Annotated in this window: 18 protein-coding genes; 3 read left to right on the top strand and 15 right to left on the bottom strand. The window is 53.9% G+C overall.

Translation table 11 applies throughout. The features are described from left to right. Positions 1 to 92: 92 nt before the first annotated feature. The 12 genes from STH12_RS09535 to STH12_RS09480 form a co-directional block, all read right to left on the bottom strand. Complete coding sequence (locus tag STH12_RS09535; protein WP_126167329.1) at positions 93 to 809, bottom strand: SIMPL domain-containing protein; 717 nt, start codon at positions 807 to 809, stop codon at positions 93 to 95. Positions 810 to 890: 81 nt separating this feature from the next. Continuing rightward, positions 891 to 1,268, bottom strand: coding sequence for a VOC family protein (locus STH12_RS09530; RefSeq protein WP_126167328.1), 378 nt, complete (start codon positions 1,266 to 1,268; stop codon positions 891 to 893). 106 nt (positions 1,269 to 1,374) lie between these two features. Beyond that, positions 1,375 to 2,691, bottom strand: a complete 1,317-nt coding sequence (locus tag STH12_RS09525) for an OmpP1/FadL family transporter (RefSeq protein ID WP_126167327.1) — start codon at positions 2,689 to 2,691, stop codon at positions 1,375 to 1,377. A gap of 419 nt (positions 2,692 to 3,110) precedes the next feature. Then, positions 3,111 to 4,559, bottom strand: coding sequence for a sodium/proline symporter PutP (gene putP / locus STH12_RS09520; protein ID WP_126167326.1), 1,449 nt, complete (start codon positions 4,557 to 4,559; stop codon positions 3,111 to 3,113). A gap of 228 nt (positions 4,560 to 4,787) precedes the next feature. Continuing rightward, a complete protein-coding gene (locus STH12_RS09515; RefSeq protein WP_126167325.1) occupies positions 4,788 to 5,492 on the bottom strand; it encodes a DUF3379 domain-containing protein in 705 nt (234 codons plus the stop codon). Continuing rightward, positions 5,485 to 6,048: a sigma-70 family RNA polymerase sigma factor gene (locus STH12_RS09510; protein WP_126167324.1), complete on the bottom strand. Its 564-nt coding sequence runs from the start codon at positions 6,046 to 6,048 to the stop codon at positions 5,485 to 5,487. The genes STH12_RS09515 and STH12_RS09510 overlap by 8 nt, the downstream gene beginning before the upstream one ends. Positions 6,049 to 6,204: 156 nt before the next feature. Next, positions 6,205 to 7,818 (bottom strand): BatD family protein, encoded by a 1,614-nt coding sequence (locus tag STH12_RS09505; protein ID WP_164551177.1) that lies wholly within the window; start codon positions 7,816 to 7,818, stop codon positions 6,205 to 6,207. Then, positions 7,812 to 9,872 carry a vWA domain-containing protein gene (locus STH12_RS09500; RefSeq protein WP_126167322.1) on the bottom strand — a complete coding sequence of 687 codons (2,061 nt, stop codon included), beginning with the start codon at positions 9,870 to 9,872 and terminating at the stop codon, positions 7,812 to 7,814. Before STH12_RS09500 ends, STH12_RS09505 begins: the two co-directional genes overlap by 7 nt. After that, complete coding sequence (locus tag STH12_RS09495; RefSeq protein WP_126167321.1) at positions 9,869 to 10,858, bottom strand: vWA domain-containing protein; 990 nt, start codon at positions 10,856 to 10,858, stop codon at positions 9,869 to 9,871. Before STH12_RS09495 ends, STH12_RS09500 begins: the two co-directional genes overlap by 4 nt. A gap of 2 nt (positions 10,859 to 10,860) precedes the next feature. Continuing rightward, positions 10,861 to 11,430 (bottom strand): DUF4381 domain-containing protein, encoded by a 570-nt coding sequence (locus tag STH12_RS09490; RefSeq protein ID WP_126167320.1) that lies wholly within the window; start codon positions 11,428 to 11,430, stop codon positions 10,861 to 10,863. Between the two features lie 5 nt (positions 11,431 to 11,435). Beyond that, positions 11,436 to 12,395, bottom strand: coding sequence for a DUF58 domain-containing protein (locus tag STH12_RS09485; RefSeq protein ID WP_126167319.1), 960 nt, complete (start codon positions 12,393 to 12,395; stop codon positions 11,436 to 11,438). Continuing rightward, positions 12,395 to 13,351, bottom strand: coding sequence for an AAA family ATPase (locus STH12_RS09480; RefSeq protein ID WP_126167318.1), 957 nt, complete (start codon positions 13,349 to 13,351; stop codon positions 12,395 to 12,397). Before STH12_RS09480 ends, STH12_RS09485 begins: the two co-directional genes overlap by 1 nt. A gap of 229 nt (positions 13,352 to 13,580) precedes the next feature. Here STH12_RS09480 and fadI point away from each other — a divergent pair, with 229 nt between their 5' ends. The 3 genes from fadI to STH12_RS09465 all read left to right on the top strand — a co-directional run bounded on the left by fadI (position 13,581) and on the right by STH12_RS09465 (position 17,394). Further along, positions 13,581 to 14,891: an acetyl-CoA C-acyltransferase FadI gene (fadI, locus tag STH12_RS09475; RefSeq protein ID WP_126167317.1), complete on the top strand. Its 1,311-nt coding sequence runs from the start codon at positions 13,581 to 13,583 to the stop codon at positions 14,889 to 14,891. A 6-nt stretch (positions 14,892 to 14,897) separates the two neighbouring features. Beyond that, positions 14,898 to 17,021 carry a fatty acid oxidation complex subunit alpha FadJ gene (fadJ, locus tag STH12_RS09470; protein ID WP_126167316.1) on the top strand — a complete coding sequence of 708 codons (2,124 nt, stop codon included), beginning with the start codon at positions 14,898 to 14,900 and terminating at the stop codon, positions 17,019 to 17,021. A 169-nt stretch (positions 17,022 to 17,190) separates the two neighbouring features. After that, on the top strand, positions 17,191 to 17,394 hold the full coding sequence (locus STH12_RS09465; protein ID WP_237158818.1) for a hypothetical protein: 204 nt from the start codon (positions 17,191 to 17,193) through the stop codon (positions 17,392 to 17,394). A gap of 205 nt (positions 17,395 to 17,599) precedes the next feature. Here the strand turns inward: STH12_RS09465 and STH12_RS09460 are convergent, their stop codons facing one another. The 3 genes from STH12_RS09460 to STH12_RS09450 all read right to left on the bottom strand — a co-directional run bounded on the left by STH12_RS09460 (position 17,600) and on the right by STH12_RS09450 (position 25,710). Beyond that, positions 17,600 to 18,298, bottom strand: coding sequence for a hypothetical protein (locus STH12_RS09460; RefSeq protein ID WP_126167315.1), 699 nt, complete (start codon positions 18,296 to 18,298; stop codon positions 17,600 to 17,602). A gap of 90 nt (positions 18,299 to 18,388) precedes the next feature. Beyond that, positions 18,389 to 22,681 carry an EAL domain-containing protein gene (locus STH12_RS09455; protein WP_126169482.1) on the bottom strand — a complete coding sequence of 1,431 codons (4,293 nt, stop codon included), beginning with the start codon at positions 22,679 to 22,681 and terminating at the stop codon, positions 18,389 to 18,391. Between the two features lie 239 nt (positions 22,682 to 22,920). Further along, positions 22,921 to 25,710 carry an insulinase family protein gene (locus STH12_RS09450; RefSeq protein WP_126167314.1) on the bottom strand — a complete coding sequence of 930 codons (2,790 nt, stop codon included), beginning with the start codon at positions 25,708 to 25,710 and terminating at the stop codon, positions 22,921 to 22,923. Positions 25,711 to 25,824: the final 114 nt, after the last annotated feature.

Below are 25,824 nucleotides of genomic sequence, written 5' to 3'. Positions count from 1 at the left end.
GTGCTCGGCAATCATTTCATTAGAAAAATTTCATGTATCGTGATCATGGTAATAAAAACAAAGGGAAGCCAGTGGCTTCCCTTGTCTGAAAATCAGTCTGTTAAATAATAGGTCACGGTACTGACCACACGCACCTTTTTGATTTGTGGTGAATTGCTGTCCCGGTCCGAAATAATAAACTGGCCCTGGCTGGCGGTTTTGATTTTGCCGAGGCTGGAGCTTGAGTCCTTGGCGAACTTCTCAGCCACTTCACGGGCATTTTGCGTTGCTTCCTGCACCATGGCGGGTTTGATGGCGTTGAGCTCGGTGTAGAGGAATTCGGGGCGGCTTTCGTATTCATTGCCGCCAATGGCAATGCCATCCCGGGCGAGGGCGGCAATTTGTTTACGGGCTTCGAGCAGCGCCGATACCTTGGTGGTGTACAGCGAGACAGTCACTTTGGCGGCGTAGCGGAATTTCAGGTTGGGATCGCTGTAACCCTGGGCGGTTCTGTCTTCAATGGCGGGCAGAGAGAGGGTGATTTCATCATCGCCGAAGCCCTGGTTTTTAAGGAAGGCCACAACCTTGTTGGTTTTGGTTTCCACCGTGTCGTACAGCCGTGGCAGGTCGTTGTCGACTTCGGTAAAGCGAATAGGCCAGATGGCGACGTTGGCCATTACTTCCTGCTCGGCCAGCCCTTTTACGCTGACCGTGCGCTCCATGTCCTTCAGGCTTTGGGCGGTGTCCTTGATACTGATGCCAAGAAAACCCAGGCCGGCCGCCACAGAGACGCCCAGCAGCAAGGCTGGCAGTGATAAACTTCTTTCCATAGGTAAGTTCCTGCGGTCATTACAGAATTTACCCAAGAATACGTGAAATACTCCCGCCTTGCATCAGTAAAGGGCATGACCTCAGTCGGCGTCACTCATTTGCCAGAGTTCCACCTTGTTACCGTCGGGGTCGATAAACCAGCCAAAGCGGCCAAACTCGGTGTCTTCCCGCTGCGGCAGCACATTGGCACCGCCGGCTGCGGCCTGGGTCAGCACGCCTTCGAGGTCGTCCACCACCAGATTGAACATAAAGTCGTGTTTGGAGGGGGCGAAATAGTCGCTGGACTCATCGAAGGGACTCCAGACGCTGTAGCTGCTTTTGGGCAGGTCGGTGGCGCGAAAGGCGCAGCCTCCCCAGTGTTCCACCGGCAGGCCGAGATGGGTCTTGTACCATTCTGCCAGCGCCTGCGGGTTTGGGCTTTTAAAGAAAACGCCCCCCAATCCAATCACCTTTGCCATGTGCTTTCCCCTGTTTGGGCAATGTCTGCCTGATTAAAGGGTAGGCGACAGTGGCGATGGATACAAAAAAGCCGCGACAGGCGCGGCTCTTTTTTCACTTCAACTATCAGAACTTATAAGAGTACTGCATAGAGTAGTAAGTGGCGTTGGAGCGGGTGTGCGCCACAACCAGGCCATCGGTCAGTGCTGCTGGGTAGAGTGCGCTCTGCTCCAGCACTTCCACATCTTCACCGCGCACGAAGGCCACGCCGAAGTCGAGGGTAGAGTGCGCGCTCAGGGCATAGCTGGCACCCAGGGTATACCAGTTGCGGTCTGAGTCAGGGATAGAGATAGAGCTGATTTCGTTTACTACGCCCTTGTCGTGCATGTAACCGGCACGCAGTGTCCAGGCATCAGACAGCGTGTAAGTACCGCCTACGCTGAACAGCCAGGAGTCATCCCAGGCATAGTGCTTGAGCTGGTATGACGGAATGCTGGCATCGCCCAGACGACCATCTTCGAGGGTGATTTCTTTAAAGTCGCCCCAGGTAGTCAGCTGCGCAGTGTAGTGCACGGCAAACTTCTCGGTCAGCTGGTGGAAACCGGCAACCTGGAAGATATCCGGCAGCGGGATAACAATCTCATCGTAGTTGGCAGCAGCGCCAGCCTGAGGCACGAACTGGCTGATGTCGCCGCTGGCTTTGAACTCAGGGCTGAAGCGATAGCTCATACCGATACGGTTGTCGGCGTTGAACTCGTACACCGCGCCCACGATACCGCCCACGGCCCAGCCGTCAGCATCCACGTTAACCAGGTTGACGTTGGTCATGCCAACGTTTGGTACAGGCAGCTGGCCTTCACGGGTCAGTTTGCCTTCGCCGTAAATCAGGTCGATACCGGCGCCCAGGCTCAGCTGGTCGTTTACGCGGTAAGAGACACTGGCGTTGAGGTTCATGGTGACAACTTCGGTGTTACCCAGCAGATCAACCGGCGCAGGGATGGTGCCCATACCTGGGATAGTCACGGCATTGTTGGCCAGTGCGCCCACGTCGGTACCGGTACCGAAGTTGGAGAAGGCCGCCACACCAAAGGCCCATTTATCATTGATGGGGTTGATGTAGTAGAAATTAGGGATGATTTTGGCTTCAGCGGCCGCATCTTCGGAGCCGAAACACACAGGAGAGCCGTTCAGGCACACGTCTTTTACGGTGACGTCGATATCGGCGTAGGTCACGCCCATGGACAGGGCGGCGCTGTCGAACAGAGCCATGGCAGCAGGGTTGCGTGACAATACAGAGGCGTTGTCGGCAATCACGGCATCACCGGCAAACGCACGGCCGATACCAGTGGCAGATTGGCTGTTGAGCTGGAAACCGGCAGCCATGGTCTGGGTGCTGGCCAGGGCAACGGCGGCGGCAAGCAGTGTCTTGTTGAAGTACTTCATCGTCTCTTCTCTTTTTTGTGGTCATGCCGCAGGCAAAAGGGCCTGACGGTAAAAATTAACATGGCATCTTAGGAGTATGACTGTACCGCAACAAGTCCGACCAGAGCTTTTGCTTTAGTTGAAACCTGTTAAAAATCAGTTAATTTATATGGGGTGTCGATAAGCGGATTACCAATGGTGGCGTTTATCTGCTTCACTGGACTGGCCAGTTGGCGGGGCTTTGTGGCAAGTTGAATGTGGACGGCTGTTTAGTTAAGCATTTACCGAATCAGTGGGATTGGGATACAAAGGGTTACAGTTTTCAGACAATAAAAAAGCGTACAAGTGTACGCTTTTTTATCTTCCGGGGCTTAGCTCATCGGGTTTGGCAATGGCTTATATCCCCGAGACCTTATCTGGACTGCGCTGATTTGCGCTCATTAAAGCCGCTGTTTGAAGTCATCAAAGGCGCTGGTGACTTGCTCATCCACCGCTGCCAGCTTGCTGAATACCACCCCAGCCAGGGTAGCAAACACAAAGCCCGGCAGAATTTCATACAGGTTGAACATGCCACCACTGAGCTGCTTCCACACCACAACGGTAACGGCACCTGTGATGATGGTCGCAATGGCGCCGGTTTTGCTGTAATCGCGCCAGAACAGCGACAGCAGAACCACGGGGCCAAAGGCGGCACCAAAACCTGCCCAGGCGTAGCTCACCAATCCAAGAACGCTGCTTTCGCGGTCAAGGGCAACGACCCCGGCAATCACGGCAATAGCCAGTACGCCAAAGCGGCCAACCAGCATCAGTTCTTTATCCTTGGCTTCGGGGCGGAACTTGCGATAGAAGTCTTCTGTCACCACGCTTGAGCACACCAGCAGTTGGGAGTCGATGGTGCTCATGATGGCCGACAAAATCGCTGCGATCAGCAGACCGGCAATCCAGGGATTAAAAGCGACCTGGGCCAGATGGATAAACACGGTTTCGGCGTTTTTCAGTGGCTCGTTGGCAAAGTACAGGCTACCGGCAAGCCCTGTGGCCAGCGCGCCCATCAATGACACTATCATCCAGCTCATGGCAATACGGCGGGAAACCGGCAGATGATCAGGGCGCTCAATTGCCATAAAACGCGACAGAATATGTGGCTGACCAAAGTAACCAAGGCCCCAGGCCATCAGCGAAATGACTCCAAACAGGGTAGTGTTTTCACTGATAAGCGACAGCATCTCAGGCGACAGCGAGTCTATGCTGGCGTGGCTGTCGGTGTTGGTGAAAATCGCCATGGGCACAATCAGCAGGGCAATCAGCATCAGACAGCCCTGGAAAAAGTCGGTCCAGCTTACTGCAAAGAAGCCGCCCACGAAGGTGTATCCGACGATGATGGCCGAGCCAATCACCAGCGCTGCTGTGTAGTCGAGGCCAAATACTTTCTCAAACAGGATGGCGCCACCGACCATGCCGGACGAGGCATAAAAGGTGAAGAACACCAGGATAGTGAGGGCAGAGACAAATCGCAGTACACCGGCTTTGTCGTGGAAGCGCTTTTCAAAAAAGTCAGGCAGGGTCAGGGCGTTGTCTGCCAACTGGGTGTAAATCCGCAGCCGTTTGGCCACAAACAGCCAGTTAAGCCAGGCACCCAGTACCAGACCTATGCCAATCCAGGCTTCACCCAGACCGCCCATATAAACGGCCCCAGGCAAACCCAGCAGCAACCAGCCGGACATGTCGGATGCGCCTACGCTCAGGGCGGTCACCCCGGGGCCCATTTTACGGCCACCAAGAATGTAATCGTCTACGGAATCTGTGGCCTTAAAGGCCCAAAAACCTATCCCCATCATCAGGACCAGATAGCCCACAAAAGTAACCAGAATCGGTGTATCTATGCTCATGCTGTGTTAACCGTCAGTTTTTATTTGAATTATGTTTTACCAATCCGAAGGCAGTAAGCTACCCCAGGTCAAAATAAGCGTGGTTCGAGAAGAAACCGGATTGGTGAAGGCATGCTATCAGAAGTTTGCGCGGGATCCCAATTTGGGCCCAAATAGCGACGCTAATCTGACCAGTCCCCCGGAAAAGGGACTCATCAGATCAGCGGATATGACAGAAATGAAATCGAATCAGATAAAGCTTTGCCGAATTTCTTTCTTGGCGGCTTCCAGTGCTGAGGCCTGTTCACCGACCAGCAACATAAAGGCTTCGTCGGTTTTAAAGCCAAGTCCCTGATAGTGGTTGTCAGCAAACTGCTCGTCGAGCTGCATACGCTCTTCCAGCGGCACAATAAACAGGGTGACCTTGCCTTCGGCGCCTTCCAGCACCAGATGCAGGCTGCGAACGCCCTGAAAATCGCAGTAGGCCTTGTACACCACCCGGCCGGGGGCCGTGTTGAAATGAGCTTGCTCCAGACCGCGGATGCTCACCAGGCTGGCATTGAGATCCCCAAGCGCCACATCACTTTCACTCTTTAACGCCTTGGTTTCGTGGTACACGTGGGCGAGGGCATGCTCGCCCAAATCCACCGGCCCCAGGCGCAGCAGGCTGAAGCTCAGGCCAAAGGCAAAGGCAATGGAGGCCGCCATCGCCACCATAAAGGTGGTGCGTCTGCGGCTTTGGTGGTGCTGGGTTAACTGCTGACGCAGCAGCAGTTTTTCAGCCAGATCTTCAGGTACATCCACTTTCATGGCTTTTTCCAGGCGCCGGTCAAGACTCTTTAAGTCACTGACAAAGGCGTCCCGGCCTTCAGCTTCACCCATGGCCTTCAAAAATTCAGGATCCTGACTCTGGGGCTCGCCATAGGCCCGGCGGCGAAACTCAAGTTCATCCATTTGATTGACCTCGGAATTCGGGTTGTTCGAGCGCTTCTTTAAGCTGGTTTCTGGCTCTGAAGAGGCGCGTCATCACGGTATTTCGGTTCAGCTCGAGCAATTCGGCAATTTCGTCACCACTGAAACCACCAATCACCTGCAACACCAAAGGCTCGCGGTATTCGGGCTCAAGTTTGGCGATTTGCCGTCTCAGCCAATAATGTTCGGTTTCATCCTCGGTGCTCTGGCTGATGGCATCTTCCAGTGCGTCCTGCTCGATGTCGCTGTAATCAAACTGCTTACGCTCGAAGCGGCGGGCATTTTCGCGGCGAAGAATGGTGATAAGCCACGCCTTGGCAGCCTTGTCATCCTTGAGGGAATCCAATGACTTCCAGGCACGCAAAAAGGTTTCCTGCGTGATATCTTCGGCCACGTGTTTATCGCCGCAAAGCCAGTAGGCGTAGCGGTACACATCGGCATGCAGAGCCCTGACCAGGCTGTCGTAACGTCGTTGTTTATTCAGCATGTCAGAGTTGACCGACTCGGGTGCGAATTTCTTTCGCATCTTGGAAAACATTTTTTATCCCCAGTCCAATAGCAAGCCTCCCGGGCGGGAGGCTGGATGCCCCGGCCGCAGGTTGAGCTATTCGGGTTACTCATCTGCGGCCTGACATATTCAGTGTAGCATTGCGGATTTTACCCCGGCGTGCAATGGCACGCCTCGCAAAACTCTCTACGGATTTAGGGACTTGAGTGCGGTATCTGGGTTTTTGGCAGGGGCTTGTTGCAGTGCCTTGAGTGCCTGTAGCAAGGGCGCGCCATCGATGGCACCCTGCTGTTTGCCATAAAGCGCCCGCTGGATAGCATCGAGCGCTGCAGCGAGCTGCGGCGACAGGGATTTGGCTTTTTCCAGGGTGACGTTGTCGCCGGTTTGGGCAGAGAGATACGCCAGGGTCATATTCAGCATGGCCTTGCCATCACCGGCGGCGCAGGCCTGCTCAAGGGCACCTTTGGCGGCGCTTTGCGGCGCTGCATTCAGGGTTTCTTCCTGGCCCACGGCCTGGCGTTTACGGCTGCTGAACCAACCGGCCGCGGTGGCAAGCCAGCCCAGTGCGAAAAAGGCGGCGAGCCATGGCCAGAAACCGGCATCGGTTTGCACTGTCACCGGACCTGGCTGCGGCAGCACAGCCGTTTGCGGCATTACGCCTGTGACACGGATGGTGCGGGCCGGAATAACCGCCACTTCGCGCTTTTTAAGATGCGGGTTCCACCAGGGCACTTCGATGGCCGGTAACTCGAAGGTGCCGACTTCATTGGGCACTATGGCTTCGGTGAGCCTTAACTGCACCACCAGCTGTTCGTCCCGCAGGAAGGTTTGAACCTCGGGTTTTTCGGGGTAGGTTTTAAGCTCCGCGGGCAGCACACTCGCCAATGACGGCAGGCTGGTTTCGTCAGCATTGGACGCCAGCAGGGTCAGGGTGCGGGTAATAGGGGTGCCAAGGGCAAACTCTTCCACATCCTCGGGGAATTCTTCTTTCAGCGCCACAAGGTCGGCCACAAACCAGTTGCCCCGCCAGCTTTCCGGCTTGTCTTTAACCAACAGCTGTTGTTCTTTACCGGTGGCTCGCATTGGTCGGCTTTCGTTGAAGCTGAACATGCCGCCATTGCCGCGCACCGGCACCAGCACATCCCCTTCAAATACCGGCGGCTTGACGATCAGTGTGCCTGCTTTGTCAGGGGTGATGCCATACACACGTTCAATCACCCGGAAACGACGGCCATTGACGATATCCATCGACTCTTTATCTTCGCCAAGCTGTTTTATCCGCGCGCCTTCGATGGCTGGAACCGACAAATCGCCGCGCTGCAGATCCACCGCCAGAAACAGTTTGACCTTGTACAGCGCCATCTGCCCCAGATACACATTGGCTTGCAGCAACTCGGAAGTCACAAACAGGGTGCTGGAGGTGCGGTCGACACTTTCGCGCTTGCTTACGGTAAGTGAGATAGGGTCTGATGACACCCCATCGATACTGAATGCCGGGATTTGCAGCGTGCCTGTGTTGCGGGGCGTCAGCAAAATCTGCCAGCGGGTTTCCTTGTGGCTGTCGAAATTCACGATGCGGGTCGAGCGGCTCATGCTGGTGCGGCCCACCAGAAAGTTGCGCATCAGGCCCGACGTGTCGAGACGGCTGGCTTCCACTTCATCGTCGGCGACTATGGTTAGCACCAGGCTTTCGTCGCGGCCAACGGGGTTTTTATCGACCGAGGCATCGAGGCGACTCAGTGCCCAGCTGTGGCTTGTGACTGTCAGCAGAAAAAGGCCGGTTAGAAGCTGTTTTACCACTTTTCTTTTTCCTTTCTGTGATCGCCGCGGGCACGGCGGATCTGATATTCCAGTTGCATCTTGTTGCGAAGCAGTACCGCCGGGTCATCGTTCACGGCTTTCAGCGCCCGCATCATTTCCGGCGGCAAATCAGACTCCTTGATACTGGGGTCGACCACGGCTACCTCAGCCTGCTCGCCCTGGTTATCGTCCTGTTTGTCACCCAGCGACGCGCTTTGGGCAGCTTGCTGATTGTCGTCAGCCTGATTGGCTTCCAGTCCCTGACGGGCTGCCTGCTGAGGCTGTTGTGTATCCTTTTGCTGCGCTGCCTGGGCTGCGTCAGCATTCATGGGCGCGTCCTGTTTGGCCTGATCGTTATTGGCGTTATCCGCCCCGGAATTCGCCGATTCGGTCGACGGATCTGAAGGCTTAGGTGCTGAGTCAGCGGAAGCGTCGGGCTGCTGTTTGGCATCGCCACTGGCTTTTTGGCTGTTATCCTGCTGATTGGCGGCCTGGTTGTCGCCGGACTGATTATCAGCCTGGGACGAGCCTTGCTGGTCGCTGCCATTTTGCTGGTCTGCGCCATTTTGCTGGCTCTGATCACCCTGATTTTGCTCGCCAGACTGATTTTGTTGCTGGTTTTGCTCCTGGTTTTGTTCCTGATTCTGGCTTTGGGACTCGTCTTTATTTTGCTCTTTGTTGTCCTGATTCTCGCCATTGCCATTTTGCTGCTGTTGCTGCTGAGCAAGCGCCTTTGCAAGCGCCAGGTTCTGTGTCGCGGCGCTGAGATCGGGATTCTTTTTCAGCGCCTCGGCATAGCGGTTGGCTGCATCATCATATTTTCCAAGTTGCATCAGCGCGTTACCCTGGTTATACAGGCCGTTGGCACTTTGGTCCTTGTTGAAACCGTCGAGCGCCGCTTCAAAATTTCCGGCGCGGTAATCGGCGGCGGCTTTCCAGTCTTCGCGCGTAAAGCCGGAAGCGGCGTCAGCGAATTTACCTTCTTTAAAGGCGTCCATGGCGCTTTGGTCGCGGGTTTGCCAAATGCTGGCTTCGGCGCTTGGCGGCATTGCAGGCAGCAAGGCACACAGCAGCAGGGCGCCGAGGATGCCGCGGCGGAAACTGATAAGCGCTGGCAGAAGCAGCAGCAGCGCAATATAGGGCCCCAAATCCTGCCAACTGTCGCCGCTAAGCTCGGTTTCCTTGGCGTCGCCTTCACGGTCAAGCCAGCTCACCAGGTGCTTTACATCGCTGCCATCGAGGCCCGCAGGCAGCCAAATACCGCGCTCATCACTGGCAAGTTTGGCAAGAACAGCGGCATCCAGCCTTGGCATGACCAGCTCATCGTCATTACCACGTACCAGCTTGCCGTCCGGCAGCTTCATCGGCGCGCCCTGGGCGGTGCCAAATCCATAGACGCTGAGACGCAGCTTGCTGTCTTTGAGCGCCCGGCGAATATCGGCTGCATCCACTTCATCCAGGCCATCTGTCATCAGAATAATGTCGCCGCCGGGGTGACCGCCGTGCACCAGCAAATCACGGGCGAGGGCAACACCTTCTGCGGGGGATGACCCCAAAAGCGGCATGATATCCGGGCTCAGCGATGGCAGGAGGTTCAGCAAGGTGCTTTTGTCTCGGGTAAGCGGGCTGATGACAAAGGCATCACCGGCATAGGCAATCAGGCCGGTGTCGCCTTCCGGCAGCGCCTCAATCAGGTCGGTCGCCCGGAACTTGGCCTGAGTCACGCGGTTTGGCACCAGATCGGTAGCAAACATGGACACCGACATGTCCATCACCAGCACCCGGCCGCCACCGGCACTGAAGACCGGCATGGGTTCTTTGTCAAATGCCGGACCTGCAAGGGCGAGGGTGGCGATAAACCAGCTTGCGGCAAGCAGCCACAGGCTCTTATTGGCCTTGATGCGGTTGTCACCGGCCATTAACAGTCCCGCCAGATGGGGGGCAATGTAGCCCTGCCAGGCCGATACGGCGGCGCGGCGGCGCCATAAGAAATACAGCAGCAGCGCGAGTGGAATAAGGGCAAGCAGCCACTGCGGGCGAATAAAGTGGATCATCCTTTCCCCCTGATCTGGCTGGTGCGCGCCAGAAACCCAGCGCTGGACAGTGCACTCAGCAGGCTGAGCAGCAGCGCTGCGGCGAGCGGATAGTAAAAGAGTTCCTTTTTCGGCCGGTAAGTTTGCACATCACGGGCAACGGGCTGCAACTTGTCGATTTCCTGATAGATGCTTTCAAGCTCGCTGCTTGAGCGGGCACGGAAATAACGGCCGTGGGTTACCTCGGCAATGCGTTCAAGCTGGGCTTCGTCCATGTCCACCGAAGGGTTGCTTCGGTCACGGCCGCTGCCACGGCGCGTCGACACATCGGCGCCCACGCCAACGGTGTAAATGGTCACCTTGCGTTCGGCGGCAATGGCGGCAGCGGCATCGGGGTCTATATTGCCGGCGTTGTTGGTGCCGTCGGTGAGCAGCACCAATACTCTGTTACTTTCTTCAAGGTTTTCAAAACGTTTTACTGCAAGTGCTATGGCTTCACCTATGGCCGTTTGCCGGCCAACCAGACCCACACGGGCTTCCCGTAAAAAGGTTGCCACCGAGCGTCTGTCCAGGGTCAGCGGCGATTGCAGGTAGGCGTGATCGGCAAACAGGATTAAGCCGATGCGATCGCCCGCGCGCCGCTCGATAAAGTCGCCCACCACCTTTTGTACCAGGGTAAAACGGTCAACGATGCGGCCATCTAGTTCCATATCGGAAAACTCCATTGAGCCTGAAAGGTCAACGGCCACCATCAAATCCCGTCCCTGGCTTGGCAGCTCAATGGGCTCGCCAAGCCACTGCGGCCGGGCAACGGCCAGCAATAATGCAGCCCACATCAGGTATTGCAGATAGCGTTTGCGGCCAGCGCTGTTCGGACTCTGGCTAACCGACAATGCGCTGCTGCCGGGCAGATGCAGGTGACCTGAAATGCCGGGCTGTTTGGCTGGGCGGATAAGCAGCGGCAAAGGCAGCAGCAGTAATATCCACGGCAGGGCGAGGGTCAGCATGGTTAAGCGCCCCCCGATTGACTGAGATTGGCTTTTTGGCCGTTTAACATTTGGCTGCCGCTCTGGTTTAAGGTCGCCTTTACCGTTTGCGGCAATGTAATCAGCCACTGTTCTGCCAGTGCTTTCAAGGCCTCGGCATCGGCTTTGGCCATGGGCGCTGGTTGATAGGCGCTTTGCTGTAACAGACTGAAGTTGCCCTGGGCACAGCCTGGCAGTCGCTGGTTCAAAAAGTCGGTCCAGGCGGCACCGGTGAGCGATGCGACTTCGGCGCGGGGAAAATAGCTTAATGCAGCACGCTTTAACAGGGCGCTCAGCTCAAGGGCAAACTGCTCTGATGCGGGAGAGAGCGAGCCAAGCAGCGACAGCGCCTCATCCCTTGGCTGCAGCCAGGCCTGCCTGGCGGCGCGGCGTTTACGCCAAAACCAGATAGATATGGCCAGTATCAGCACCAAGAGCAGCGCCGCCGCCCATACCCAGGGCGCGGGCGGCCAGGCGGGCACCTCGGGGGGCAGCACTATGTCTTTCATTTGAGCCAACATCGGATTGGCCTGGGGTGAGGCGTTCGTATCCATGGCAGTTAACGCAAGTTATCCAATTGATTTGCCAGCGGCTCGCCGGCATCGACAGTTTTCAGGTTGACCCCAAGGCGGCTCATCATGGCACGAAAATGGGCGCTGTTTGCCTGTTGCCCGTGCAGCCAGGCATCGTATCCACGCCTGTCGAGCACACGCTCTACGCCGGATTCTCTCACCGGCAGGCTGAAGTTGGCTGGCAGCGCAATGCGGCCTTCACGCAGGGGGTCGGTTATCAAAAAGGCGCCCAGTTCGCAGTGACGCTTAAGATCCAGCAGCGGCCCGAGGCAGGCTTCGCTGAAGCCGGCACCGTCGGACAGAATCCAGATAAGTGAGCCGGGTTTGGCGATGCGCCCAAGACGCTGGCAGGCCCGCAGCAGGTGGTCAGGCTCCCGCGGTGCCTGACTGAACTGCGACAGTTGGTGATCGTGCACCTTGGTCAGGGCGCTGATGAGTGCCAGCATGCCCGCTTTGCGACTCTTGGGTTTGAGCTCCAGGTGCTCATGCTCACTGGCAATCAGGGCGCCGACCCTGTCGCCATGGTTGGCGGCGCGCCAGCCCAGAGTGGCAGCAAGGTGGCAAAGCTGTACCGCCTGCAGCATCAGGGTGGAGCCAAAATACAGGCTGTGGCTTAAGTCCAGCAGCAGTATGACCGGGCGCTCACGCTCTTCAACAAACAGCTTGGTGTGCGTCTTGCCGGTGCGGGCCGTGACCCGCCAGTCGATGGTGCGGACATCGTCGCCTTTCTGGTACTGACGCACCTCGGCAAACTCCATTCCGCGGCCCTTGATTTTGCTGGCGCGATGTCCGGCCATGCCAGCGCGGGCCTGACTGCGCACATCGGGCAGGGCTCGGGCCAGCTCCTGGCAGGCGAGCAGCTCCGGGGTATCCAGATGCACGCCATCGGCAAAGAGTGGCATTGCCTTTATTGGACGCGCTGAGGCTTTAACGGCTTGGCTTGGCATCAAGGCACGGCAACCTGGGTGAGAATATGTGCTATCACGTCATCGGCACTGATGCCTTCGGCCTGGGCGCGGAAGCTCAGCAACAAACGATGTCGCAGCACATTGGGTGCAACCGCCTGAATGTCTTCCGGCGACACGAAGTCGCGGCCATCCAGCCAGGCCCGGGCTCTGGCACAGCGCTCCAGTGCCTGACTGGCACGGGGGCTCACGCCATAGTCGAGCCAGTTGCCAAGCTCTTCACTGTATTTATGGCCCTGACGGGTGGCCATCACCAAATCGACAATATAGTGCTCAAGCGGCTCGGCCAGATACAGCTCCAGCGCCTCGGTGCGGGCCTCGAAAATATCGGCCTGGGCGATGGGCGTTATCTGTGGCAATTCACCACTGAGCGCCTCATTTCGCGACAGCTTGAGAATTTGTCGCTCGGTATCGGCATCCGGGTAATCCAGATTCAGGTGCATCAGGAAGCGGTCGAGCTGCGCTTCCGGCAACGGATAAGTGCCTTCGTTTTCGAGCGGGTTTTGAGTCGCCATCACCAAAAAGAACTTGGGCAGCTTATAACTTGTCTTGCCCACAGTAACCTGACCTTCGGCCATGGCCTCCAGCAGTGCCGACTGTACCTTGGCCGGCGCACGGTTAATTTCATCCGCCAGAATAAGGTTGTGGAATATGGGGCCTGACTCAAACTCAAAGGTGCCGGTCTGGGCACGGTAGATGTCGGTACCGGTCAAATCCGCAGGCAGCAGATCCGGCGTAAACTGAATGCGGTGGAAATCGCCCTCAACCCCGTCGCACAGCGCTTTAACCGCGCGGGTCTTGGCGAGACCCGGTGGGCCTTCAACCAGCAGGTGGCCATTGGCGACCAGGGCAATCAGCAGGTTTTCCGTGAGCACCGGCTGACCGATGATCAGGGTGTTGAGGTATTTCCTTAAGGCTTGAAATCGGCTCAAAGGCATGATGCTACTCGATTTATTCTATTGATTAGCTTGAGACATTCCCTATGGTAAAAAATTCCCTGCCACCTTGGCTAGAGGTAAAAATACAAACAGCTGTTTAAAACCCGGTGACAAGAAGTTAGAATCAGGTCACACTTTAATGGTCAGACCTGTTGTTTGCAGTTCAGGTCAACAAGGAAATGAGCAGCTCGGGACAGCGGCCCGATGCGGATAATAAAGAGGGTGACAAATGAGTGACAGACAGCAGGTAACCAACGCCCGTGGCGAACGCATCGCCATTGTAGCGGGTCTTCGTACCCCCTTTGCCAAGCAGGCGACCGCCTTTCACGGTGTGTCGGCGTTGGACATGGGTAAGATGGTGGTAAATGAACTCCTTAGCCGCAGCGAGCTTGACCCCAAGCTGGTTGAGCAGCTGGTATACGGCCAGGTGGTACAGATGCCTGCCGCCCCCAACATCGCCCGTGAAATTGTGCTGGGCACCGGCATGGACGTGTCCACCGATGCCTACAGTGTTACCCGCGCCTGTGCCACCAGTTTCCAGTCCACAGTGAATATTGCCGAAAGCATTATGACCGGCAACATCGAAGTGGGTATTGCCGGCGGTGCCGATTCATCCTCTGTGCTGCCAATCGGGGTGTCGAAAAAGCTCGCCCATGCGCTGGTTGATTTGACCAAAGCCCGTACCTTCGGCCAGAAACTGGCGATTTTCCGCCGTTTGGGGCTTAAAGATTTGCTGCCGGTGCCGCCTGCAGTGGCGGAATACTCTACGGGTTTGTCGATGGGACAGACCGCCGAGCAGATGGCGAAAAGCCATGGGATCAGCCGCGCCGATCAGGATGCGCTGGCGCACCGCTCACACTCCCTTGCGGCCGAAACCTGGGCTTCAGGCGTGCTGCGTAACGAAGTGATGGTGGCCCATGTGCCGCCATACAAGAGCTTTATTGAGCAGGACAACAACATCCGCGCCAACTCAGAGCTTGAGTCCTACGCCAAGCTGCGCCCGGTGTTTGACCGCAAACACGGCACTGTGACCGCCGCCAACAGCACCCCGCTCACCGACGGCGCCTCTGCCATTTTGCTGATGAGTGAAGGCAAGGCCAAAGCCCTGGGTTATACCCCCATCGGCTACATCAAGAGCTACGCCTTTGCTGCCATCGATGTGTGGGAAGACATGCTGATGGGCCCATCTTACGCCACCCCGCTGGCTCTCAAGCGCGCTGGTATGCAGCTTGAAGATCTGACCCTGATTGAAATGCACGAGGCCTTTGCCGCCCAGGCACTGGCCAACATGAAGATGTTTGCCTCGAAGAAATTTGCGCAAGAGAAGCTGGGTCAAAGCCGTGCCATCGGTGACATCGACATGACCCGCTTTAACGTGCTCGGCGGCTCCATTGCCTACGGTCACCCCTTTGCCGCCACCGGCGCCCGTTTGATCACCCAGATGTGTAACGAGCTTAAGCGTCGCGGCGGCGGTACCGGTCTGACTACGGCCTGTGCGGCCGGTGGTTTGGGCGCGGCAATGATCCTGGAAGTGGAGTAACGGACAATGGAAAAGACCTTTAACCTGACCCGCCGCGACGACGGCATTGCCCTGCTGACCATGGACGTGCCGGGCGAAACCATGAATACCTTAAAAGCGCAATTTGCCCCCGAGATCACTGCTATTTTGCAGGAGATCAAAGCAGATAGCAGCATTAAGGGCCTGGTGCTGATTTCCGGTAAAGCCGACTCCTTTGTGGCCGGCGCCGATATTTCCATGCTGGATGCCTGCCAAACCGCAGAAGATGCCAGATTACTGTCCCGTCAGGGCCACCATGTGTTTGCCGAACTGGAAGGCCTGTCTATTCCCGTAGTTGCAGCTATCCACGGTGCTTGCCTTGGCGGCGGCCTTGAGCTGGCGCTGGCCTGTCATCAGCGGGTTTGCAGTGACAGCAGCAAAACCATGCTGGGTGTACCTGAGGTACAACTGGGTCTGCTACCGGGCGGCGGTGGCACCCAACGTCTGCCACGTCTGGTGGGTATCGCCAAGGCGCTGGATTTGATGCTGACCGGTAAGCAGGTGCGTCCCAAGCAGGCGATTAAGATGGGCCTGGTGGATGATGTGGTGCCTGAATCTATTTTGCTCGAAACCGCCATTAAAATGGCCGGGGCGGGTAAAAAGACCCGTAAGCCGCAAAAGACCTCACTGGTAACCAAGCTGCTGGAAGGCACCCCTGTGGGCCGTAACATCATGTTCGATCAGGCCAGCAAGCAGGTAATGAAGAAGACCCAGGGTAACTATCCTGCGCCATTCAAGATTATCGATTGTGTCCGTGAAGGCATGGCCAGCGGCATGGACAAGGGGCTGGAGCTGGAAGCAGCGCACTTTGGTACGCTGGTGGCAACCCCCGAGTCTGCCGCGCTGCGCTCTATCTTCTTTGCGACGACCGAAATGAAAAAAGAAACCGGTGCCGGTGAGGCCAAGCCGCGCAAGGTGGCCAAAGCCGTGGTGCTGGGTGGCGGCCTGATGGGCGGCGGAATTGCCTCTGTGACCACCACCAAGGCCAAGGTGCCGGTGCGGGTGAAAGACATCAGCGAGAAGGGGCTGTCCAATGCGCTTGGCTATGCTTATTCGCTGCTGGACAAGGGCATTAAGCGCCGCCATATGACACCGGCTCAGCGTGACAAGCTGATGTCGTTGATGACCACAACCACCGAATATCGCGGCGTAAAAGATGCCGATATCGTGGTTGAGGCGGTGTTTGAAGACTTGAACCTCAAGCATCAGATGGTGCGCGATATCGAGAAAGAGTGTGGCGAGCACACTATTTTTGCGTCAAACACCTCGTCGTTGCCTATTACCCAAATTGCCGAGGCTGCGAGCCGGCCGGAAAATGTGATTGGTCTGCATTACTTCTCTCCGGTGGAAAAAATGCCGCTGGTCGAAGTGATTGCGCACGAGAAAACCTCACCCGAGACCATTGCCACCACAGTCGCCTTTGCCCGCAAGCAGGGTAAAACGCCGATTGTGGTAAAAGACTGTGCCGGTTTTTATGTGAACCGTATTCTGGCGCTGTACATGAACGAAGCGGCGCAGTTGCTGCTGGAAGGTCAGCCGGTTGAGCATCTGGATAAGGCGCTGGTGAAGTTTGGCTTCCCGGTGGGCCCAATGACATTGCTCGATGAAGTGGGCATTGATGTGGGCGCCAAGATTTCACCGATTCTTGAGAAGGAGCTTGGTGAGCGCTTTAAGGCTCCCGCAGCTTTCGACAAGCTGATGGCCGACGATCGTAAGGGCCGCAAGAACGGCAAGGGTTTCTACCTCTACGGCAAAGCGGCCAAGAAAGGCAAGAAGGTGGATGAGAGCGTCTACGGGGTGCTGGGTTTGGTGCCCGGCAGCGCCAAAGAAGCCGGCGAGATTGCCGAGCGCTGCGTAGTACAGATGCTCAATGAAGCAGTGCGCTGCCTGGAGGAGGGCATTATTGCGTCGCCCCGTGACGGTGATATTGGCGCCATCTTCGGTATTGGCTTCCCTCCGTTCCTGGGCGGTCCTTTCCGTTACATGGATACCTTGGGTGCCGCCAAAATGGTGAGCCTGCTTGAAGGCTATCAGGCGAAGTATGGCGAGCGTTTCGCGCCCACTGAATTGCTTAAATCCATGGCGGCTGACGGTAAACGTTTTTACGGGTAAGCGTGCCTTTTGATCAAAAAAGCGGCAATTAAATGCCGCTTTTTTATTGCCATGAGGAAAAAAATTGCCTGAAAAATGTTCGAATGTAGCGCCGTGATAAGGTAAACTCAGCGGCTCTTTTGCAAGACATTAAGTGCAGGATGCGCCCGGATAGACGTTGAGGTGATAGATGTTGATATTACTTATCCTGTTGATGAGTGTCGGTTCTGCCTGGTATTTGGGGTTAATGGCGTTTTCCCAGGGAATGCCGGTGAAGCGCTGGGCATTTGTCGGTGCTTTGATTGGCCCTGCGGGTTATCCGCTTTTTACCACCCACAAGCGCCTGAATGAGCGCAGGGCGGGGCGCCTGTCCGGCAACGGCTTTTGGTGCTGAAATCCTCTTAAACGACAAAGGGAGCCGATTGGCTCCCTTTGTCTTTGGTCATGGCAAACTCAGTTCCACCAGCCCTTGGCGTTTACGACCTGCAGTTCGGTGATACCTTTCGGCAGTGCCACCTTCTTACGTTCCTGCTTGGCCAGTCCCAGTGCTTTCATGATTGAATCAAACATAACCTAATCTCCCTTGATAGCGCCGCTGATTAAGCGGTTTGGCTGTAGCGGATGTTTGGTACGCCAGCGGTTTCGGTGTAACGGATGTTGGGTACACCGGCAGTTTGGACGTCGCTGTAGCGGATGTTAGGCACGCCAGCGGTTTCGGTGTAACGGATGTTGGGCACACCGGCAGTTTGGACGTCGCTGTAGCGGATGTTAGGTACGCCAGCGGTTTCGGTGTAACGGATGTTGGGCACACCGGCAGTTTGGACGTCGCTGTAGCGGATGTTAGGTACGCCAGCGGTTTCGGTGTAACGGATGTTGGGTACACCGGCAGTTTGGACATCGCTGTAGCGGATGTTAGGCACGCCAGCGGTTTCGGTGTAACGGATGTTGGGTACACCGGCAGTTTGGACGTCGCTGTAGCGGATGTTAGGCACGCCAGCGGTTTCGGTGTAACGGATGTTGGGTACACCGGCAGTTTGGAAATCGCTGTAGCGGATGTTAGGTACGCCAGCGGTTTCGGTGTAACGGATGTTGGGCACACCGGCAGTTTGGACGTCGCTGTAGCGGATGTTAGGTACGCCAGCAGTTTGGACATCGCTGTAACGGATGTTGGGTACACCGGCAGTTTGGGCGTTGGTATAGCGAATGTTCGGTACGCCAGCGGTAGCAGAACTTACATTGTTAGCGGCAGCAACAGCGACAGTAATCAGGGCAACAGTTGTCAGAATTCCTTTGATCATTTTTATATTCTCTCAGTTGGTTGTTTAAATGTTGACGCTGAGAGAGATGATGCAGGTGTTGTGCCAAAGTTGCCTTGGTTACTGTTTTAATTACCTTTGGTTGTATTTTTGCGCAAGGAATTCGGCCAGATCCTGACGCAGCAGTTCGGCAAACTCCTGTTCAGGAACGGCTTTGCTGTAGATATAGCCTTGAATTTCTTCACATTTAAGTGCTCGAAGAATATTCAGCTGAGAAGGAACTTCCACGCCTTCACCCACCACGGTCAGTCCCATGTTGTGGGCGATGGTGATGATGGAATCCACCATCTTCAGATCCCGGTCAGACTTGTCGATGTCATCCACAAATGCCTTGTCAATTTTCAGGGTATGGATGGGGAAGCGTTTCAGGTACGACAGCGATGAATAACCGGTACCAAAGTCGTCAAGTGCCAGGCTTACCCCCATCTTGGCCAGCTGCTGCATGACTTTGATGGCTTTCTCAGGCTGCTTGATGACGGTGCCTTCGGTGATTTCCAGCTCCAGATTGCCGGCTGGCAGTTGAGTGAGTCGTAAAATTGACTCGATACGCTGCTGCAGATCGGGAAGGGCAAACTGACGTGACGACAAATTGACAGCCACCCGGCCATCGAATATCCCTTGCTCACGCCACTTCTGAGCAGCAAAGCAGGCTTTGCGCATCACCAGATCGCCGATTTCTACAATCAGACCGGTTTCCTCCGCCAGGGGAATAAACTCGGAAGGTGGAATGAGACCGTGCACCGGGTGCACCAGCCGTACCAGCGCCTCCATACCGGCCATGCGGGAGCTGCGCAGATCAATTTTGGGTTGGTAGTAGACTTCAAACAGATCGTCTCTTAAGCCTTCGCGGATGAGGTTTTCCACCTCCAGTTGCCTCATGGCATTGCGGTTAAGGGACTCAGAATAGAACTGATAACGGTTACCGCCTGCCGATTTTGCGTGGTACATGGCGATATCGGCTTTACGCAGCAGCGCCTGCTCATTTTGCTCATCTTCCGGATAGAGCACGATACCAATACTGACGCCCACGACCAGCTTTTCACCCGCGAGTTCGAATGGCGCCACAAAGGCATCCACCACCCCTTTGGCGATAGCAGCAGAGCTGCCGATGTCCGGCTCTTTGTCGATAAGAATGGCAAATTCATCGCCGCCCAGGCGATATAAGCTGGTGTGGGCGGGCAGGGCGCCTGACATGCGCCGCGAGACCATCAGCAGCAACTCATCACCAATTTGGTGGCCGAGTGAGTCGTTAATCTTTTTAAAGTTATCCAAATCCAACACCATAAGGGTGTGGTGGGTATCTTTCTTAACCAGGTTACTCAGCGACACCTGCAGGTTTGAGCGGTTTGGCAGCCCGGTCAATAAATCATTGTTGGTGAGCTTTCTGAGCTCCTCTTCCTGCATCTTACGGCGGGAAATATCAGAAAACACCCCAACAAAATGGCTCAGGGTACCTTGTTCGTCATAAATGGCATCGACGGTGAGCTCCATCAGGAACGTAGAATTGTCGCCACGTTTGGATTCAACTTCAGCGCTCCAGCGGCCCTGCTGGCGCAAAATGATCCGCACCTGCTCAGAGTACACATCCGGGTAACAGGCAAAATGCAGCACTGTGCCGATAAAGCTGTCTCGGTCGAGCATACAGATATCACAGCAGGCTTCGTTCACTTCCACAAAACGGAAGTCATTATCGAGAATGAACATGCCTTCTGAGATATTCTCAATAGCCCGTTCGAACAGCTTGAGTTGTTCTTCTGCTTGTTTGAAATTGTTGATGTTTTTAATAGTGCCTGTCATACGCAGGGCGTTGTCACTGTCGTCCCGCTCTACAATTTTGGCCCGGTCGAGGATCCAGACCCAGTGCCCATCTTTGCCTTTCACCCGATATGCAGCTTCGAAGTGATCCGTCTCACCATAGAAGTGGCGATTAAGCGCTTCGCGTACTCTTTCCTGATCCTGAGGATGAATGTTGCTTTCTTCATCACCACGGCCTGAACGATGACCGTCCTTGGGAAACTCCAGCGAGCCCCAGATGTTGGAGCGATAGATTTTGCCAGTTTCTATATCCCAGTCCCACATTTCATCACCGCTGCCCCAAAGGGACAGTTTGAGACGCTCTTCACTGATAGCTATCTGTCGCTGCACTTCCCGGCGGCGCAAAATCGCCTTCATGATGGTGATGGAGACGACAATCACCATCAGTGCGTAGGCCAATTTGGCTTCTCTGGACATCCACCATGGTGGAGTAACTACTAAATTTAACGACTTTACTGGGCCTGTGAACTGAGATAATTGATCGACAGCATAGACCTCAAAAGTGTAATTTCCAGGAGAAAGGTTTGTATAAGTGGCGTGCCTGTTAGATTTAGATGGGATCCAGTCATCAGAAAGCCCCTGCAACCTGTAAAAATACTCGACAGAACCATCATTTACCTTTGGAGTTGAAAATTCCAAAGTCAGAGGGTAGTCAGAGTATTTTACTTTCACTTCATTGGAGTGATTGATTGCTTTTTCTAAAAACTCCGAGCCAATTTTTACTGTTGAGTTAAATATTAAAAGATCATCAAGTGATGTTTCCAAATTACGGCTTACGTAGTCAAGGTATTTTTTGAGGGTTTGAGGTTGAAGAACGGATACACCGTTAACGCCACCAAATAATATACCATCGTTAAAATAACCGATCCCTTGATTGTTGTATTCTTCTTGGCTTCCATTTTTAGAGGATAATTTGAATGTGTTATTGCCACTCTTAATCCAAATTTCACCAATGGACGACGCGTAAATGCTATTATCTATAATTTTAAGGCTGTAAACTGGTTTTTCAGTTTTAAATGTCTGACTTATGGCGTTGTCAGCCTTACTTATTTGATAGACACCGTTACCGGTTCCAAAGTATATAAAGCTGTCATGTTCATATACTGAGTATACCATTTCACCTTGGAATATCTCCCTTTGGTAATCTTTTCCAACCTCGGTGAGTCCATCTTGATGTGCTAAATAGTAAATGCCATCAACACCAGCAACTTGAAAAATCGGGCTCTTTAAAGTGAGTGGCACAGTCTCAGTTTTGTAGTTGTCACTCAATTTTATTTTAAGTAATTCAAAAGATTGAGTTCCAACAACTACCACATTGTTCTTTTCGTCATAATTAAGTGTGTAGGAAGGCTTGCTACTAATAACTATAGGCTTGTGATCTAAATTGGCTAGGTTGTAGAGGTATACACCTTTCTCTGACGCCACTACAAGCTCGTTATTTTCGGTCAAAAGTGCTGTCTTGAAGCCCCCAATTGTAGTATCGACTCTCAATAATTCATCAAGGCTAATATCTAATATCTTCAAAATAGGTGAATCGTCGCTGATTACCGTTTTATTAGAGTAGGTATTTATCGACCAAATGTTTCCATCTATACCTTTAAGCTTCTTTACAATATTGCTTTCTGTATCTATGGATATAAATCCACGATTTGTATCAGTAATAATTTTTTTGTTTTTAGTCGCAAATAATTCAGGTTTTAGTAAATGGTTGCTCTCATCAATTACACCATAATGTTGCGGAGAGAGAATAAAGTTGCTGACGCTAAGTACATTTCCTTGAAGGATTACTCTGTTGTCTGAATAACTGACAGCATCCTTTAATTCTTCGTACTCGTAGGCATTTCCAAACTCATCAATCTTTACAAGAGTCGATTTTGTATCTATTAATAATGAATTAGAGGCTTTTTCTATGCTGATAGCGTTATTCGCAAAGATGGAGCATTCATTGAAGTTTAGAGAGCACTTAATAACAGTGCCGTCTTGGTTTCTAACAAAATAGTGGTTGTTAAACTCAACAATCTTTTTTATGTAATGGAAATTATTATTGGTAAACTCACTGACTTTTTCAATGTGTTTATTAAACTCAATTAAACTGTTGTCAGTACCAATGAGTAATCTATCGCCAACCCTATTTATTGACCATATTGGTTTGTTTTTTATACTGGTTTCATGAAAGTTCTCAAATAGTTCGTCATAGAAGAATAGACCTTTATCTGTCCCAATGTACAGATCTCCATCTTCAGTATACAAGCTCAAGATAAATGAGCTTGTTAACCCAGACTCTTTACTTGAGTAAAAATTTTTGAACTCCTTGCCATTAAATCGATTCAAGCCGCTCAAGGTGCCAAGCCATATATAGCCGTCATCATCTTCCGCAATCGCTGTTACCGTATTTTGCGATAGCCCATCTGACACCCCATAAGTAGTGGTGTTGATAGTCAACTTTGCTTCAGTAGCGTGACTGAACTCCGTTGTCGTATTGGTATGAGACGCCGCTTGATTAGAAAACAGGCATAATGAAAAGCAGATAATGGCAAGGGCTTTTTGCATATGTTGTTGTAGGTTTTTATGCAGGAACAGTTGCACTTAAGTGTTATCCCACTCTTTCAGAAAGTGACTGGTTTGTCAAAAGGGTTGAGAATAATTTTTCTTTACACGCCAGTCAGATGCGCAAAAAGCACCCGGGTGGTTCAGTGCTGCAACAGCAGTGCCTGAATCTGATGTCGCGTTTTTCAGCATGTCGTGCTGCGATTAGGTGGTTTTCAGGCAGGCTGTGCGTCAAAATCGTCTCAGAGACTGAATTTCTCTGACTGAAGTTTGAAAGTCCGCAGATCGGTTATCATTCGTTCGGATGTCAGCGCGTCCAGGTGACGATGTTGTTCTCCGGTGCTGAACATCACCAGTCGATCGCAGTGCTTGGTGCGCATTTTCTGCATCATGAATTTAATCAAATCGGCTCGGGTGAGCTTTTCGATTTCGGCCACCACCAGTTCGCGCTGATTAAAACCATAGTCCTTATTCCCAATACTGACCCAATAGCGTTGGCCGCGGGTTTTGAGATTGGCATCGTGCTCCATAACCTGGTTAATCAGGCCAAGTTTGGTCGCTTCCCATTGCTCCTTGGTAATTTGCATGACCGCATAGCTGAAGTCGGCAATGAACTCATCTATTGCTTCGAGTAATTGCAGCGGTCCGGCGGAGGGGGACTGAATATAGAAAATCATCCCTGGGTGACGGTTCAGAGGCAAATAGCCTGTGCCTACCATATAGCCCAGTTGCTGCTCGGTGCGCAGTTCGTGGAAGAAGGTGGATGACATTGTGTGGTTCATCAGCGCAAACAAGGCCATTTTCTCTGGCGTGGCAGAGGGCGACTGATAGTAAACGATGATGGCGCTGTCCTGGTGGTTGATAGAAAGCTCCCTCAGAACTGTGCCCTTACCTGCGAGGTTGACAAGCTCACGGGCCGACTCGCCGCTGGGGGTGGAAACCAGCGACAGTATATGGCTGAGCCGCTCGGCCAAGGCTTTGGCTTCATCAGTCAGCCAGTCGCCATATACCAGGCCTTCAAGATAAATCTTTTCATAAAAGGCGCGTACGTGGTCGTGCAGGTCTTCCAGGGTGCACTCTTCCAGCATCTGGGCCATCCGCAGCGGCTCATAGGAGCGTCGCTGCAGGGTTACCGTAAGGCTGGTAAAGAGTTGCGAAATGGGCTTGGCCTGGGCGGCGTTATACCAGCTGCGAAGCAGTTGCCGCTTGGTGACATCAAAGCGCTCCTGGGTGAAGTTGCGCTCGCGGGCCTTGTTGATAAGCAGCGCCAGCAGGGTTTCCTGATTACCGGTAAAGCCACTTAAATGCAGTGTCAGCCCACCCTGGTGCGGGTAGATGTTGTAGTTAAGACCTGCGACTTCGGCCGGATAGGTGTATTCGGTCAGATAGTCGAGCAGCATTTCCACATAAAGCCGGGTTAGCGCTGCAGTGCGTGGATCGGCGCTGGCATGGTCTGAGTCCAGCGATAAGAACAGGTGCCCCTTGGGGACCTTGAATTCATCATCTTTTTTATGCCACAGCCGGTAACCAGCCGCTTCGGCCACCACCACAGGTACCTCAGACTGGCTTTTATCGGGCCTTGCCTGCGCATCATCCACAATGAAGGGGTTGGGCTCCGGCAGGGCGAGGGCATCAATGTCACCGGTAGGTGTCCAACGCGCCCGCTCTTCGTCAGTGAGTTTTCGCACCAGATAGGGGGTGTGGTACCAATCGGCCTGGGTGTTGGTATCCAGCTCCTGACACACCAGCTGTACCCGCAGATTATCCAGGCTCATCTGCTCAAGCAGCCCGGCACACTCGCCAATGTCGAGCCCGTCCATGCGGTAATCGCCGAACATCAGGTCGTCTACGCCGTAGTGATGCATGTTAATGGACAGGTGGCTGGCCAAATCCATCGCCTTAATTTGTTCCTGATAGCGAAAGGCGAGTCTCAGCAGGCTGGCGCGCTCACGATAACGCCAGTCTTCCAGTCCCGTTTGCTTGATAAGTTCAAGGTATTCAAAGGTCAGACGAATAATATCATCCAGCTTGCCAAGGCCACGATCAGTAAGCTGAAAGCTGATGTTGTAGTCTTTAAAGTTGTAGCCGTTGACGCCGCCACCGGCAGAAATCTGATTTACCCAGCCTTTTTCTTTCAGTACGGCCTGCAGACTGCCCTGGCTTTCGTTGCCGAGTAAATGGCTTAAAAAGGTCAGCGGTTTACGGCGGTACAGGTTATCGATGCCGGGGAGCGGGAAGGTCAGGGTCAGCCGCTTTTGCTCTTTCAGTGGGATTGCCTGCACCCACACGCCCAGCTCTGCAGCAGTATAAAGTGGCTCAGTGGGGTAGCGCTTGACGATGGCGCCGTTGGCAATGGCGCTGAAATAGGTGCGCGCCTGCGCTTCAAGGGTATCCAGCGAGTCTGGCGACACCAGACACAGGGTCATCAGGTTTGCGCTGTAATGGGCGCGGTAAAACGCCAGCAACTCTTCACGCACTGCGTCCTGATCGCCTGCCAGGGTCTCAAGATTTCCAACAGAAAACTTGCTGAACGGGTGTTTTGGGTTCACGGTTTCCTTATGAACCTGATACACCCGGCGCACATCGTCTTTCAGTTTCAGGCTGTATTCCGACTCAATGGCCTGCCGCTCTCTATCAACCAGTTCGCGGTTAAACAGAGGTGCAATGAAAAACTGGCTGAAGCGGCTTAAGGATTCCTCAAAGGCATCGGCATTGATGGTGAAGAAAAAATTGGTGTGCTCGGTGCCGGTCCAGGCGTTGTTGCTGCCGCCATGTTGGTTGATAAAGGCGTGATATTCACCGGGATCCGGGTAGGCTTCGGTGCCCAAAAACAGCATATGCTCAAGGAAGTGTGCCATGCCGGGCCTGTGCGCCGGATCGTCGAAATGGCCCACATTGACCGCCATGGAGGCGGCAGCCTGACTTGCCTGATGGTCAGACACCAAAAGCACCCTGAGCGCGTTATCCAGCTCAAGGTAACGATATTGACGGTGATCGTTTGGACTGGTGACGGGTTTCTGGTTGACCGGCAAGGCGAGTCTCCAATGTCGAGGATTCGTTATATATTGATAGCCAGACAGGTTTTTGGCAAACAATCCGTGGGCTTGTCGACTAAAGATTAACGCTTTTTCAGTTTGTCACATCAT

The organism is Shewanella khirikhana (assembly GCF_003957745.1).
Taxonomy (GTDB): domain Bacteria; phylum Pseudomonadota; class Gammaproteobacteria; order Enterobacterales; family Shewanellaceae; genus Shewanella; species Shewanella khirikhana.
This window is presented reverse-complemented; position numbering and strand designations above follow the sequence as displayed.

Coding starts and splice junctions, on each gene's coding strand:
- STH12_RS09515 (WP_126167325.1), bottom strand. CDS start 5,492: ATGGATGAACTTGAGTTTCGCCGCCGGGCCTATGGCGAGCCCCAGAGT.
- STH12_RS09525 (WP_126167327.1), bottom strand. CDS start 2,691: ATGAAGTACTTCAACAAGACACTGCTTGCCGCCGCCGTTGCCCTGGCC.
- STH12_RS09460 (WP_126167315.1), bottom strand. CDS start 18,298: ATGATCAAAGGAATTCTGACAACTGTTGCCCTGATTACTGTCGCTGTT.
- STH12_RS09455 (WP_126169482.1), bottom strand. CDS start 22,681: ATGCAAAAAGCCCTTGCCATTATCTGCTTTTCATTATGCCTGTTTTCT.
- fadI (WP_126167317.1), top strand. CDS start 13,581: ATGAGTGACAGACAGCAGGTAACCAACGCCCGTGGCGAACGCATCGCC.
- STH12_RS09465 (WP_237158818.1), top strand. CDS start 17,191: ATGTTGATATTACTTATCCTGTTGATGAGTGTCGGTTCTGCCTGGTAT.
- STH12_RS09530 (WP_126167328.1), bottom strand. CDS start 1,268: ATGGCAAAGGTGATTGGATTGGGGGGCGTTTTCTTTAAAAGCCCAAAC.
- STH12_RS09510 (WP_126167324.1), bottom strand. CDS start 6,048: ATGTTTTCCAAGATGCGAAAGAAATTCGCACCCGAGTCGGTCAACTCT.
- putP (WP_126167326.1), bottom strand. CDS start 4,559: ATGAGCATAGATACACCGATTCTGGTTACTTTTGTGGGCTATCTGGTC.
- STH12_RS09485 (WP_126167319.1), bottom strand. CDS start 12,395: ATGCCAAGCCAAGCCGTTAAAGCCTCAGCGCGTCCAATAAAGGCAATG.
- STH12_RS09480 (WP_126167318.1), bottom strand. CDS start 13,351: ATGCCTTTGAGCCGATTTCAAGCCTTAAGGAAATACCTCAACACCCTG.
- STH12_RS09490 (WP_126167320.1), bottom strand. CDS start 11,430: ATGGATACGAACGCCTCACCCCAGGCCAATCCGATGTTGGCTCAAATG.
- STH12_RS09535 (WP_126167329.1), bottom strand. CDS start 809: ATGGAAAGAAGTTTATCACTGCCAGCCTTGCTGCTGGGCGTCTCTGTG.
- fadJ (WP_126167316.1), top strand. CDS start 14,898: ATGGAAAAGACCTTTAACCTGACCCGCCGCGACGACGGCATTGCCCTG.
- STH12_RS09500 (WP_126167322.1), bottom strand. CDS start 9,872: ATGATCCACTTTATTCGCCCGCAGTGGCTGCTTGCCCTTATTCCACTC.
- STH12_RS09495 (WP_126167321.1), bottom strand. CDS start 10,858: ATGCTGACCCTCGCCCTGCCGTGGATATTACTGCTGCTGCCTTTGCCG.